This window comes from Acinetobacter sp. 24-47-62, from assembly GCF_056779765.1.
Genome location: NZ_JBWYIN010000014.1, coordinates 1 through 12,500, shown reverse-complemented (window position 1 = coordinate 12,500; position 12,500 = coordinate 1). Strand labels below are relative to the sequence as shown.

The window sequence follows — 12,500 nt, the reverse complement described above, 5'->3', positions numbered from 1 at the left end:
TGAATACTCATTTATTATTTTAATTTGCTTCCCGAATAACGGGAAGCATAGACCGAAGTCATTGAGGAATGTTATTCGTCATCCAAAAGCAGGTAAGGATTTTCAAAACCTAGTTTTTGTAAAATCTCAATCTCAATAGCTTCCATTTCCTCAGCATCTTGTTCAGAAGTTTCATGATCATAGCCCATCAGATGTAAAGTACCGTGAACCAACATATGAGTGAAATGTGTTAATGGTGCTTTAGATTGTTCTTCTGCTTCACGAAGCACAACGGGAATACAAATCACCAGATCTCCGATAGGGAAACTGTCTAGAATTTCAGCCATTTCATCTGGTAAGTCGCTTGGAAAAGATAAAACATTGGTTGGCTTATCTTTACCACGATATTCAAGGTTAAGTTTGTGACTTTCTTCGACATCTACGCAAGCTATACCAATTTCACAATCGCTTTGTGTATCAATATGACGAAGTGTGGTTTCAATAATTTTTTTAACATACGCACGTTTGAGCACCAAGCTTGATGCTTCAAACGATTGTTGTAATGAGAGACTGAGTTTCAAAATCTTGCCTTGAGCGTGATTAGATTTAAATTACTCTGCATCTTGATGCTGAGCATCAGCAGCAGAATCATTTTCTGATATGAGTGCTTCTTGACGCGCTTTACGTTCCGCACGTGCTTCAGCGGTTAAACGATGTTGTTCACTGTCCCAACCTTCGTATGCTTCTACAATTTTTTGTACAAGCTGATGTCTTACAACATCACGTGAGTGAAAACGTGTGATATGGATTTCTTTAATCTTTTCAAGCACACGTAATGAATGTGCCAAACCAGACTGTTGTCCACGTGGTAAATCTACTTGGGTAATGTCACCTGTAATGACTGCACGCGAACCAAAACCAAGACGAGTTAAGAACATTTTCATCTGTTCTGGCGTTGTATTTTGAGCTTCATCTAAAATGACAAAGGAGTGATTGAGTGTACGACCACGCATATATGCAAGTGGCGCTACTTCAATAATTTGACGCTCAATTAATTTTGCCACTTTTTCAAAGCCAAGCATTTCATACAGGGCATCATAGAGTGGGCGTAAATAAGGATCAATTTTCTGTGATAAGTCACCTGGCAAGAAGCCAAGTTTTTCACCAGCTTCCACAGCAGGGCGAACTAAAAGAATACGTTGAATTTCATTGCGTTCAAGCATATCAACGGCAGCAGCTACAGCCAAATACGTCTTACCTGTACCCGCTGGACCAATCCCGAAAGAAATATCACTTTGAAGAATACGTTGTACATAGCGTTTTTGGTTGGCCCCCCGCGGATTAATACGGCCCTTGCGAGTTTGGAGCCAGACCTCGTCAAGTCCTGTGTGTTCTTGATTAGGATCCAATTGTAATTCATGATCAGTCTGGCTGCCTTGAATCATTAAATGAATCAAATCAGAGCTGATTTGTTGAGAAACTTCAGCTTCGGCGTATAAGCGCTGAAGTAAGCTTTCAACTCTCTCGACTTCATCAATTCCACCGTCAATAAAAAAACTATCACCACGCTGACTGATTTTTACATCTAAACGTTGTTCAATTTGTTTCATATGACCGTTGTACGCGCCAAGCATGGTTTGTAAACGGTCCATTGAAACACCGGGAAAAGCCACTGTACGTCGAATCGCTGCAGTCAAGAGATTTCCTTTAGAGTCTATTAATCTATACCTCTACATTACGCCACGTCAGGTTCAAGATTCAAGAGTTCACCGTAAACTAAATTCAAGGTTTTAATCTCTGTAATCTCAATCTCTGCAAAGCGTCCAAGCCAAGAGGCATCACCAATAAATGTTACTAAACGTGTATTGTCTGCGGTTCCTACCAATAAGTTTGGATCGTGCTTTGAAACGCTCTCAATGAGCACACGTTGGACAGTACCAAGCATAGCATCAGTTTTTTGGATACTTGACTGCTTAATCCATTGTTGAACTTTAGCCAAGCGCTCTTTTTTAACATCTTCAGGTGTTAAATCTTCCAGCTCTGATGCTGGTGTACCAGGACGTTTCGAGTAGATGAAACTATAAGAATGATCAAAATCTAAGTCTTGAATAAATTGATATGTCTCTTCAAAGTTAGCATCAGTTTCACCAGGGAAGCCAATAATAAAGTCTGAAGACAAATGCATATCAGGGCGTACCTGGCGTAATTTAGCAATCTTATCGATATAAACGTCAATCGTGTGGTTACGCTTCATCGCCTTCAATACATCATTTGAACCACTTTGAACTGGTAAATGAAGGTGAGAAACCATCTGTGGTAGGTCACGATAGCATTGGATAAGGTCATCATTGAATTCTAATGGATGAGATGTTGTATAACGAATACGACCAATGCCTGGAATTTCCGCCACTAGACGAAGAAGATCAGCAAATGTACAGATTTCACCTTCGAATGTTTCTCCGCGGTAACCATTTACGTTTTGACCGAGTAAAGAAACCTCACGTACACCTTTTTCAGCAAGACCAGCAATTTCAGCAAGTACATCATCTAGGGGACGAGATACTTCCTCACCACGAGTGTATGGCACCACGCAGAATGAACAGTATTTTGAACAGCCTTCCATAATCGATACGAACGCCTTATAACCTTCAACGCGAGGTTCAGGTAAGAAGTCGAACTTTTCGATATCTGGAAATGAGATGTCTACCAGTTTGATTTTCTCTTTTTTCGGCTTTTCAATTTGATCCGTATGTTGATCAAGCATTTGTGGCAAACGGTGAAGTGTTTGTGGACCAAATACCATGTCGACATAAGGTGCACGTTTTTGGATATTGTCACCTTCTTGAGATGCAACACATCCACCTACACCAATCACCAAATCAGGATTTTTTTCTTTCAGCTTGCGCCAGCGACCTAATTCTGAAAATACTTTTTCTTGCGCTTTTTCACGAATTGAACAGGTATTCATTAAAAGAATATCTGCATCAGCAGGGTCTGTCGTTAATACATAACCGTGTGAATCACCTAGCAAGTCGGCCATACGATGACTGTCATACTCATTCATCTGACACCCTTGCGTTTCGATATACAGTTTTTTGACTGCACCATCGATGGCTGGGGTGTGCTGTGGCTGGGTAACAGTGTTTTCTGAGGCAGCTGGGGCACTATTCGGAATGAAGGTTTGAACCGTCATGAAGGCTCCTATCCTATAAAAAGGGATAAATATGTTCCGGTGAAGTATGGGGGAATCCCACACTCGATAAAAGCGAGCTATTTTACAGTATTTGTACTACGGGTTGAACAAATATATAAATCAGATCAAGTTTATGGATTTACAGTAAAAATACTTTAAAATAATAGTGGTTAATCAGCGCTTTACATAACAGAACAGTACTTGATCATTAGAGTATTTAAAATACATTTTAAAATTGCCAAGCGCTGCAAAAGAGTTGATCATGCAAAAAAGCATGTCCAAATGTAGCGACGAGTTAAAGTTGAGAAGAGAAGCGTGTTAAAAAAAGCAGTGATGCAAAAACAGTTAAAACAATATTTAATGGGGCTGATAACACTAGGTTGTTTGCCCGTTGCTCATGCGGCTGAAGAGCAATTTAATGAGGCGATTAAATTTGCGAACTCGGGTAATACAGCTCAGCTCGAATATTATCGTTCTGCAATGCAAAATGATGCGCTTGGATATTATCCAGAATATTGGATGTTGAATAATAATTTAGGCTTCCAACCCGCAACGAATATTATCAGCTTTGCACAGCGCTATCCTCAATCTGCAATGGCTGAAAAATTAGCTGCTGATTATGTCGAAGAAAAGGTAAAACAAGCAGATTTCAAGACAGCTCAACTTGTTTTACCTTATGTCACCAATCCTGATCAAGCTGAAAGCTGTGCGGTTGCGCAAGTAAGAGCAAAAAATGGCGATACATTGGTATACGCTGAATACAAAGATGTCTGGTTTACAACAGAATCGCAGCCAGAATCGTGTAATGGTTTAGGTCGCTTAATGCTAAGTAGTCCCTTACTCACCACCACAGATCGTCAACAGCGCCTGTATGCGCAACTTAGAGCGGGACAGTCTGGTCAAGCGATCGCAACAGCACAAACTCTGGGTTTAAACTTGTCATTAGCACAATTAAATCAAATTCTGGCAGATCCTTTGAATTATTTATGGTCTGCGACCAAAGGAACAACAGTAGATTATGCTTATTTGGTGTTTGCTTTAGGTCGTGCTGCAGATGCTGACTTGAACACGGCGCTTCAAAATCTTCCTCGTGTCGTGCAAGGTGTTCCTGCAGATGTTCAAAAGTATATGTACCGCACGGTGGCGTATATTGGAGGCACGACAGTGATGAAAAATAATTTTAATCCTGAAGTGCTGAAGAACTTTGATTATAGTTATGGCGTGCCTTTTACACCAGAAGAGGCTGAAATTTACGCGCGTCAAGCGATTCGTTTTGGTGAGTGGGAAAGTGTGTTGCGAGCCATAGATAGTATGACCGTTACGCAAAAACAAGAAGATCGCTGGCAATATTGGATGGCGAGAGCATATGAAAATCGTAAAGACCAAACTTCCAAGCAAGCTGCAAAAAGTATTTATCAACGATTAGCTGCCGCTGGCGATGATTATCACAATCTGTTGGCAAAAGACCATTTAGGTATTCGTTATAATGAAGCACATGATCGTGCTCAACCAAGCGCACAGGATATTCAACGTTTAGATCAAGATATTCACTTTAGACGTGCTTTTGCATTACGCAATATCAATGCTTCAGCAACTTACACAAATCGTGAATGGAATTGGGCTGTCCGCCAAGCTTATCTTAAGCAAGATGATGGTCTATTACTGGCTGCGGCAAAACGTGCCACAGAAATGGGGTGGTATGACCGTGCTATTTATGCGGCGGAACGAACACTTAAACGTCATAACTATGCATATCGTTATGCGACACCACATCAAAATCTAGTGGTGACGCATAGTAAAAATGCAGGGATTGATCCTTCGTGGGCTTATGGTTTAATGCGTCAAGAAAGTCGCTTTGTAACCACGGCCCGTTCACATGTAGGTGCTGGTGGATTGATGCAAATTATGCCTGCTACAGCAAAAGATGTGGCACGAAAAATGGGTGAAACGTATAATCCTGCTGCATTATCAGATCCGAATACCAATATTCGTTATGGGACATATTACCTGTCAATGATTCAAGGTATGCTGAGTAACAGTCCAGTTCTAGCTACGGCTGGCTATAATGCAGGGCTGACTAGAGCACGTCGTTGGCAACCAGAGTTTAAAAGCATTGCGGCGGATCAATACACAGAGTCAATACCACTTCATGAAACACGTGACTATGTGAAGAAAGTTATGACCAATGCTGCTCATTATGGTGTTTTGCTTGGACAGGGGCCGCAAGCGATCGAAAGTCGTATGCCGCCTATTCCAGTAAGAAATACGCAATAGCATTTCAACTATTTTTGTGAGCTTTGATGAATCACACAAAACTGCTGTTTAGTCGTCAACACACTTACCTCCTCAGTAGTTTGAGCGTAGGGGCTTTGTTGTGTTCAGCAGATGTGATGGCATCAGGGAAAGGTTTACAAGGATATGTGCTTCAAGTACAGATGACACCTGCCATTTGTGCATTAGATCGAACAAAAGCGAAACACCGTAAATGCCTAGAAGGATATTCACTGACGATAAAGGGTCTTATCCCAGAAACCAGTCGTCATGATTGCCAAACGAGTTCATCTGCCACCTTGGCACCGCTACAGAAGAAGGTTGTTGCTAGGGTGATGCCTGATGAGCAGGCTAGAATTAGGCTGTGGGCCAACTATGGTGGTTGCGTTCCAATGAATGCCAGTCAGTATTTTCGTACCATTATTAATCATGCAGACCAATTAAAAGTTCCTGATTACTTAACAGGAGTGGATCGTAAAACAGTCTCTATCGCGACATTACGATCGCAATTCATCAAACTTAACCCAAAATTACCCAGCCAAGGTATTGAATTTCAATGCCAAAGTTTAAATGGTCGCCCGGTGTTAACGGGGGTTGAAATCTGTTATCGCACGAATGGTCAATTCAAGTCATGTGCGTCTGATATTGTCTCGACCTGCCCAAATACATTTGACATAGAGGGCGCCTACTAATTTATTTCCGCGAAGTTAATTTATATTTCCTATCAGACTTTTGTTGAAATTCATTCTCTTTTCAATGCATCTGTCAAAGTATTGGAGTACAATCTTCGCCGTTTATGATTATTAAGATTAGATAGAACAGCTATTTAATCGCATTGACTATCCTCTCAACTGGAGATAATTACATGAAGCAACCTGTTCGCGTTGCCGTTACTGGCGCTGCTGGTCAAATTGGTTACAGCCTTTTATTCCGTATCGCTAGCGGTGAAATGTTGGGTAAAGACCAACCAGTTATTCTTCAATTATTAGAAATTCCTGTTGAGAAAGCTCAACAAGCGCTTAAAGGCGTGATGATGGAACTTGACGACTGTGCTTTCCCATTGTTGGCTGGCATGATCGGTACTGATGATCCTAAAGTTGCATTCAAAGATGCTGACTACGCGCTTCTTGTTGGTTCACGTCCACGTGGTCCTGGTATGGAACGTGCTGACCTTCTTAAAGTCAACGGTGAAATCTTCATCGGTCAAGGTCAAGCGCTTAACGAAGTTGCTAGCCGTGACGTTAAAGTTCTTGTTGTAGGTAACCCTGCTAACACGAATGCTTATATCGCAATGAAATCTGCTCCAGATCTTCCAGCGAAAAACTTCACAGCAATGTTACGTCTTGACCACAACCGTGCGTTAACTCAACTTGCTCAAAAAGCAGGTGTTGCAGTTTCTGACATCAAAAACATGACAGTTTGGGGTAACCACTCTCCAACAATGTATGCTGACTACCGTTTTGCTAACGTAAACGGCGAAAGCTTAAAAGACAAAATCAACGATGCTGCATGGAATAAAGACGTATTCCTTCCAACTGTTGGTAAGCGTGGTGCTGCGATCATCGAAGCGCGTGGTCTTTCTTCTGCTGCTTCTGCTGCAAACGCTGCAATCGACCATATGCGCGATTGGGCTCTTGGCACAAACGGCGAATGGGTAACTATGGGTATTCCTTCTGATGGTTCTTACGGTATCCCTGAAGGCGTAATGTTCGGTTTCCCTGTAACTTGTGAAAATGGCGAGTACAAAATCGTTCAAGGTCTTGAAATTGACGAATTCAGCCGTGAGCGTATCAACTTCACGCTTAATGAGTTAGAAGAAGAACGTGCAGCGATTGCTGACATGGTTAAATAATTTAGTTTTCAACTAAATTAAAAAAGCACTCCGAATGGAGTGCTTTTTTAATGCACAAAACTTAACAATGCTTAAGAAATCCTTCTACATAGAACTGTGTATTGACATGTTATCTTGAACAAAATCATGAAAATTCAAGGAGCAATCCATGTTGGATATGGAAGTAAATCAAGAATTACTTTTTGAGCAATTGGGCTTAGATAGCTCACCTGAAGGGATTGATCAATTTATACAAACACATCGGCTTGATCCCAATACGCCGATGCATGAAGCTGATTTTTGGAACCCATCGCAACGCGATTTTATTATTAGTCATTGGAAAAAAGATAATGAATGGGCCATTGTCATTGACCAATTGAGTGAGCAGCTCACAAACGATACAAAGTGATGAAAATATAATCACAAATTGAAACAATAAACCCAGACCAAAAGCTGGGTTTTTTCATGGATTTCTTATAAGTTATTTAAATAATAATTTTATTAAAATCTGATAAGGGGAGTCTCTTGATGGAACATAAACCTTCCTTAGCGTTATTGTTTTCTCAATTGGGGTTGGCAAATAGTCCAGCGGCAATTGAACTCTATATCCGTACACATCAGCTTTCCGCTCAACAAAATTTACATGATGCACCATTTTGGAATAAAGGTCAGCGCGACTTCTTAATTAGTCATTTAGTACAAGATGATGATTGGGCAATATGGATAGATGAACTTAATCAACAGTTACATATGGATGCATATAAATTAAAAATGGCCTAAAAAAGCCCCTTTCATGGGGCTTTTTTTAATGCATCTTAGGTTTGGTTAACTGGATAAACCACTCTTGGTCATGAAATTGTTTGAAAGCAGGGTGAGTTCTTATCACCTCTAAATCATGATCAATAGTTTTAAAATATTTATTTAGCCAATGGCGTGTAAGTGCTGACTCTTTACGAGAAGCGCAAGCATAAGCCAGATTAAAATAAACATCACTATGATTGGTCGATGTTAATGATTTTAAAATTTGCTGAGTGATGATCGCAAATTTTTCATCTTGAGTAATCTCAAAATACATCATGTAGGCTCTAGCTAACATCAGGGTAAGATTAATATACAAACGCATTGGCATTTCTTCGAAATCTACTCGACCTTGTTCAAGAAGAACAATCGCTTCTTGAAGAAAATGAATTTGTTCCTGACGAAGCTTACTCATACTGACCAGCTCTAAACGCAATTCGGCACGTTCAAAGGCAAGCTCAGGCGTATTTTTTTGTAAGTAAAGTTGGTCTGTTTCACCAATGCGTTGAATAATTAGCTTGGTATTTGATTGCATGGATGAGTCCTCATCAGGTTTAAAACCTATATGGAGGCAACTTCGAAAAAATAAAGCGCTAAATTAAAGTTCGTGCGGTCCTTAACCAAGCTGTAATCGAAAGACGTTGGTGGTGTGCAACAAGAACTTCATGTAATAAATCGCTTTGAAATAGAGCGATGCGATTAGGTTTGGGTTCAATAATATGCCACTGATTATTCTTATCTTGTAGCTTTAGTTGACCACCCCAATGCTGATGCCATTCCTCATGCAGATAAAAAACTGTCGACATCACACGACCATTTTTGCCTTGAGGGTTGTCTCGATGTAAAGCATAGAAATCACCAGGATTATAACAAGCGAAGTGGGCTTCGACTTCTTGAATGCCTAAATAAAATGCACGATTTAATTCCTGAGAGAGTAAATCTAAGGTTTTTATGTGTTGATGGGAAATTGATAGTTTTGGATCTAACCACAAAATGTGATCGCTGCGGATTGTGCTGACAATGCCATTTTGAATTGCTGCATTTCGAAAATCATCAAGATGGATTTGGCATTCATTTACAACGTTTTTTAAATAGCTTGGTGGGTATGCATGATCGATGATACTGAAGCCATGTTGATCTAAATCATCAAGGATTTGATCAACATTCCAATCCCCTGGGATGACAACTGCTTCCATATTTATCTCGCTATTTACTGTATAAAAAAAGGTCAGCTATTTTAGAGTAATAATCGATTCTGAATGAAACACTTTTTCATGTTAAAATGATTGTTGATCTTAGGAATAATTGAAACATGAATTACCGTCACCATTTCCATGCTGGAAACTTTGCCGATGTCATGAAGCATGTATTGTTGCTTCAGATTTTGTCACGTCTTAATCAAAAAGATAAGCCGTATCGTTACATTGATACACATGGTGGTGCAGGTAAATACGATTTATCAACGTCTGCAGCACAGAAGTCGGGAGAGTTTTTAAATGGTATTCACCGTTTAGTTAAACTCGATGACTCAATTAAGCGTAATGCCCCTGAAGGTGTTAAGCAATATCTTAAAGTTGTAGAAGATATGCGTGCAGGTGCCGGAAAAGGCGCTTATCCGGGTTCGCCATGGTTCGCTTTGGAAGGAATGCGCGAAACAGATAAAGCAACAATTTTTGAGATGCAACGAGATGTATTTCAGCAACTTTACATGAATGTGCGTGATCGTCGTGCAGGTTTGCATGAGCGTGATGCTTATGAAGGTTTGCTCGGTGTGATTCCTCCTAAAGAAAAACGTGGATTGGTCATGATTGATCCACCATATGAGGTGGAGCGAAAGGATTTTCCGCAGTTAGTTGAACTCATCGCTACGGCATATAAGAAATGGCCTACAGGCATATTTGCAATTTGGTACCCAATTAAAGACCGCGCAATGATTGATCGTTTTGAGAAAAAAATGATTAAGACTGGTATTCGCCGTCAATTGGTTTGTGAAGTATGTGTATGGCCAGACGATACACCTGTAGGATTAAACGGTTGTGGTTTATTGGTGATTAATCCACCTTGGAAGTTTTCTGAAGATGCAGATGAAGCATTGCAATGGCTTTTCCCGCACTTAAGAATGAGTGAAAATGGTGGTCATGCTGCCGTTCGTTGGTTGGTCGGCGAATAAGAATATTGAGAGATAAGGCTACAGTTAGGACGAATGACAATGACAAATATAAATAAACCTGAAACTGAATCTTCTCCAAGAAATGTTCCGGGCTTTGATGGTATTACTTTCGAAGTTGAAGAAGAGGAACATACACAAGAAGGGCAAAAGGTTAAGCGTCGTGGGATTTATCTGTGGCCAAATCTGATTACTACTGCGGCATTGTTGTCAGGGTTTTACTCAATTATTGCAAGTATGAATGGCGAATTCACACAAGCCATTTATGCCATTTTTATCGCTGCTTTATTTGATGGTTTAGATGGTCGGGTCGCACGAGCAATTGGAGCGCAAAGCCCTTTTGGTGAGCAGTTTGATTCATTATCAGATATGTTGGCATTTGGTGTTGCGCCTGCAATTTTGATGTATAGCTGGAGCCTCCATGATCTAGGTCGAATCGGTTTGGCTGCATGTTTTGTCTATACTGCTTGTGCTGCATTCCGATTGGCACGTTTTAATGTGCAAATAGGTGTGGTTGATAAACGCTATTTTATTGGTGTAGCTAGTCCTCTAGCCGCAGTAATGATCATTTCTTTGGTTTGGGTGGGGCGTGATTTCCCTGAAATTTTTTTCCTATCTGATCCAATGATTCAGACGATAAATGCAGTCATTATTATTGCAGTTGGCTTGCTGATGATTTCGAATATTAAATACTATTCGTTTAAAACCGTAGATCGTAAACGTGTGCCGTTTGCAGTCTTGCCTATTGTTGTGTTTATCTTTGCTGCGATTACGTACAATATTCCTGTTGGTATTTTAGTGCTTTCGATTATTTATGCACTTTCAGGTTTCGTCACTACATTTTTGGCTCGAGAAAAAACAAGATAAATAAAAAAGGAGTTTGATATGCAGTTGTTGATGAGTTTAGCGGACGATTCAAAACAGCTGAATCAGGCTCCTTTTCCTCTTCGGTTGGATTATCACGGTCCACGAGGAATCTATAAAATTATCCATCAAGGATTGATGATTCCAGGATTACCATCTCCACTTCATTATTTTAATTTTTTAACCATTATCGGACAGCCGAATGTTCCAATGCTGCGTAATGATTATGCAATTAAAACAAAAGCCTTGGATACTGTTTCACTCATTACGAGCATTAGTCCACATATGGTTGGACATTTTCATGGTTATTCAATCATCAATGATTGCGAGATTAAAGAGAATAAATTTGTATTTGGACAAAGAGAGCAACTAGAAGGCTCAATCCCAAACTTCAAATTAATAAGAAAGGACAATGAACTTTCCGTTGATCTGAGTATTCAAACTCAACCAATTATTTCGCACTTTACCAAACTAAAATTAGGTTTATTTGATCACTGGTCATTAGTGTGTCAATGCAAAGGAACAGTAACCTATAAAGAACAAACATATAAAATTGACCAGTTAGGATCATTTGAATTTGCCAGAGCGATCAATATTCCTTATCTACCGCTTCATTTTTTTACCTATCAGATAATTAACTTAATCGACCAAAGGCAGTTACTTCTTGCTCATATACGCAATGGTTTAAATCAAATTGTGCAATCAAGGATGTATTTAAGAGATTTAAAAGCTCAGACATCTGAAATGTTTGATGATGTTTATTTCAAAGTCCATCGTGTATACCCAAAAGTAAAAACCCCTAATGGACATGAGATGTATTTAGCGCGCGTATTTGAATGGTCATTTGAAAATAAAAAAAGAAAAATAATCGTGAAAGGTGAAAGTCGTGGAGATTTTAAATTCGGTCTTGCCGCAGGTTATGTAGGTAGTTTTAGTTATGAGGTGCAGATTGATGGAATTCAAGAAGAAGGACAATCTGGGTATTGTGAATATATAGATTGCCGTAGTTTAAAGTGGCAAGAAATTAATAAAGATGAAAAATTAATGGATAATTTTGCAAGTATTGTGCCATGCACGCTTAAAAAATAGCTCCAAAAGCATAAAAATCACGTAAATTGAACGATAAATATCCAGTTAATCATATTTTTTTTAAATATTTAAAAAACATGGTTGCATTGGGGGAGGAATGCTGTAGAATGCACATCCATCGGCGGTGATGTTGATTGAAGCTTGTTGAAAAACAAGGATTTAGCTAAACAGGTTAGGTCTAAGTTTTGAGAATGAGTTAGAAAATAAATTAACATTGCTAGTTGACTTTCTGAAAAGAAAGGGTAATATAGCCGACCTAGCTTGATGCTGACGAAGCATTAAGAAGATCATTAAGAGATTATGAAGAA

At 39.6% G+C, this 12,500-nt stretch carries 13 protein-coding genes; 8 read left to right on the top strand and 5 right to left on the bottom strand.

All coding sequences use genetic code 11. The features are described 5' to 3' along the window. Positions 1-71: 71 nt before the first annotated feature. Genes ybeY through miaB form a run of 3 tightly spaced genes read right to left on the bottom strand, consistent with a single transcriptional unit; the run spans position 72 to position 3,172 of the window. Positions 72-560, bottom strand: coding sequence for an rRNA maturation RNase YbeY (gene ybeY, locus AC1M87_RS11630; protein ID WP_179999313.1), 489 nt, complete (start codon positions 558-560; stop codon positions 72-74). Between the two features lie 30 nt (positions 561-590). Beyond that, a complete protein-coding gene (locus AC1M87_RS11625) occupies positions 591-1,676 on the bottom strand; it encodes a PhoH family protein (protein WP_092768044.1) in 1,086 nt (361 codons plus the stop codon). A 38-nt stretch (positions 1,677-1,714) separates the two neighbouring features. Continuing rightward, positions 1,715-3,172 carry a tRNA (N6-isopentenyl adenosine(37)-C2)-methylthiotransferase MiaB gene (gene miaB / locus AC1M87_RS11620; RefSeq protein WP_179999317.1) on the bottom strand — a complete coding sequence of 486 codons (1,458 nt, stop codon included), beginning with the start codon at positions 3,170-3,172 and terminating at the stop codon, positions 1,715-1,717. A gap of 360 nt (positions 3,173-3,532) precedes the next feature. Between miaB and AC1M87_RS11615 the strand changes: the two genes are divergently transcribed. The 5 genes from AC1M87_RS11615 to AC1M87_RS11595 all read left to right on the top strand — a co-directional run bounded on the left by AC1M87_RS11615 (position 3,533) and on the right by AC1M87_RS11595 (position 8,054). Beyond that, the gene (locus AC1M87_RS11615) at positions 3,533-5,446 is read left to right on the top strand and encodes a lytic transglycosylase domain-containing protein (RefSeq protein ID WP_481593822.1); all 1,914 of its coding nucleotides are present in this window, start codon (positions 3,533-3,535) and stop codon (positions 5,444-5,446) included. Between the two features lie 26 nt (positions 5,447-5,472). Next, on the top strand, positions 5,473-6,135 hold the full coding sequence (locus AC1M87_RS11610) for a ribonuclease T2 family protein (protein WP_481593784.1): 663 nt from the start codon (positions 5,473-5,475) through the stop codon (positions 6,133-6,135). 173 nt (positions 6,136-6,308) lie between these two features. Continuing rightward, positions 6,309-7,295, top strand: a complete 987-nt coding sequence (locus AC1M87_RS11605; RefSeq protein WP_035269892.1) for a malate dehydrogenase — start codon at positions 6,309-6,311, stop codon at positions 7,293-7,295. Positions 7,296-7,443: 148 nt separating this feature from the next. Continuing rightward, a complete protein-coding gene (locus AC1M87_RS11600; protein WP_179999322.1) occupies positions 7,444-7,683 on the top strand; it encodes a DUF2789 family protein in 240 nt (79 codons plus the stop codon). Between the two features lie 119 nt (positions 7,684-7,802). After that, a complete protein-coding gene (locus tag AC1M87_RS11595) occupies positions 7,803-8,054 on the top strand; it encodes a DUF2789 family protein (RefSeq protein WP_035269894.1) in 252 nt (83 codons plus the stop codon). 25 nt (positions 8,055-8,079) lie between these two features. Here the strand turns inward: AC1M87_RS11595 and AC1M87_RS11590 are convergent, their stop codons facing one another. After that, complete coding sequence (locus tag AC1M87_RS11590; protein ID WP_035269895.1) at positions 8,080-8,607, bottom strand: hypothetical protein; 528 nt, start codon at positions 8,605-8,607, stop codon at positions 8,080-8,082. 58 nt (positions 8,608-8,665) lie between these two features. Then, on the bottom strand, positions 8,666-9,268 hold the full coding sequence (locus AC1M87_RS11585) for a 2OG-Fe(II) oxygenase (RefSeq protein ID WP_092768036.1): 603 nt from the start codon (positions 9,266-9,268) through the stop codon (positions 8,666-8,668). 116 nt (positions 9,269-9,384) lie between these two features. Between AC1M87_RS11585 and AC1M87_RS11580 the strand changes: the two genes are divergently transcribed. The 3 genes from AC1M87_RS11580 to AC1M87_RS11570 are packed head-to-tail and all read left to right on the top strand — an operon-like array spanning position 9,385 to position 12,192. After that, entirely contained in the window at positions 9,385-10,242 is an 858-nt protein-coding gene (locus AC1M87_RS11580; protein ID WP_035269897.1) for a 23S rRNA (adenine(2030)-N(6))-methyltransferase RlmJ, read from the top strand. A 39-nt stretch (positions 10,243-10,281) separates the two neighbouring features. After that, positions 10,282-11,106, top strand: a complete 825-nt coding sequence (gene pssA, locus AC1M87_RS11575; protein ID WP_481593783.1) for a CDP-diacylglycerol--serine O-phosphatidyltransferase — start codon at positions 10,282-10,284, stop codon at positions 11,104-11,106. A gap of 18 nt (positions 11,107-11,124) precedes the next feature. Continuing rightward, entirely contained in the window at positions 11,125-12,192 is a 1,068-nt protein-coding gene (locus AC1M87_RS11570) for a DUF6670 family protein (RefSeq protein WP_481586810.1), read from the top strand. Positions 12,193-12,500 lie beyond the last annotated feature (308 nt).

Bases quoted from the DNA above. Each gene is read 5' to 3' on its own strand.
- miaB (WP_179999317.1), bottom strand. From the start codon at position 3,172: ATGACGGTTCAAACCTTCATTCCGAATAGTGCCCCAGCTGCCTCAGAA.
- AC1M87_RS11615 (WP_481593822.1), top strand. From the start codon at position 3,533: ATGGGGCTGATAACACTAGGTTGTTTGCCCGTTGCTCATGCGGCTGAA.
- AC1M87_RS11610 (WP_481593784.1), top strand. From the start codon at position 5,473: ATGAATCACACAAAACTGCTGTTTAGTCGTCAACACACTTACCTCCTC.
- AC1M87_RS11605 (WP_035269892.1), top strand. From the start codon at position 6,309: ATGAAGCAACCTGTTCGCGTTGCCGTTACTGGCGCTGCTGGTCAAATT.
- AC1M87_RS11600 (WP_179999322.1), top strand. From the start codon at position 7,444: ATGTTGGATATGGAAGTAAATCAAGAATTACTTTTTGAGCAATTGGGC.
- AC1M87_RS11595 (WP_035269894.1), top strand. From the start codon at position 7,803: ATGGAACATAAACCTTCCTTAGCGTTATTGTTTTCTCAATTGGGGTTG.
- AC1M87_RS11590 (WP_035269895.1), bottom strand. From the start codon at position 8,607: ATGCAATCAAATACCAAGCTAATTATTCAACGCATTGGTGAAACAGAC.
- AC1M87_RS11585 (WP_092768036.1), bottom strand. From the start codon at position 9,268: ATGGAAGCAGTTGTCATCCCAGGGGATTGGAATGTTGATCAAATCCTT.
- AC1M87_RS11580 (WP_035269897.1), top strand. From the start codon at position 9,385: ATGAATTACCGTCACCATTTCCATGCTGGAAACTTTGCCGATGTCATG.
- pssA (WP_481593783.1), top strand. From the start codon at position 10,282: ATGACAAATATAAATAAACCTGAAACTGAATCTTCTCCAAGAAATGTT.
- AC1M87_RS11570 (WP_481586810.1), top strand. From the start codon at position 11,125: ATGCAGTTGTTGATGAGTTTAGCGGACGATTCAAAACAGCTGAATCAG.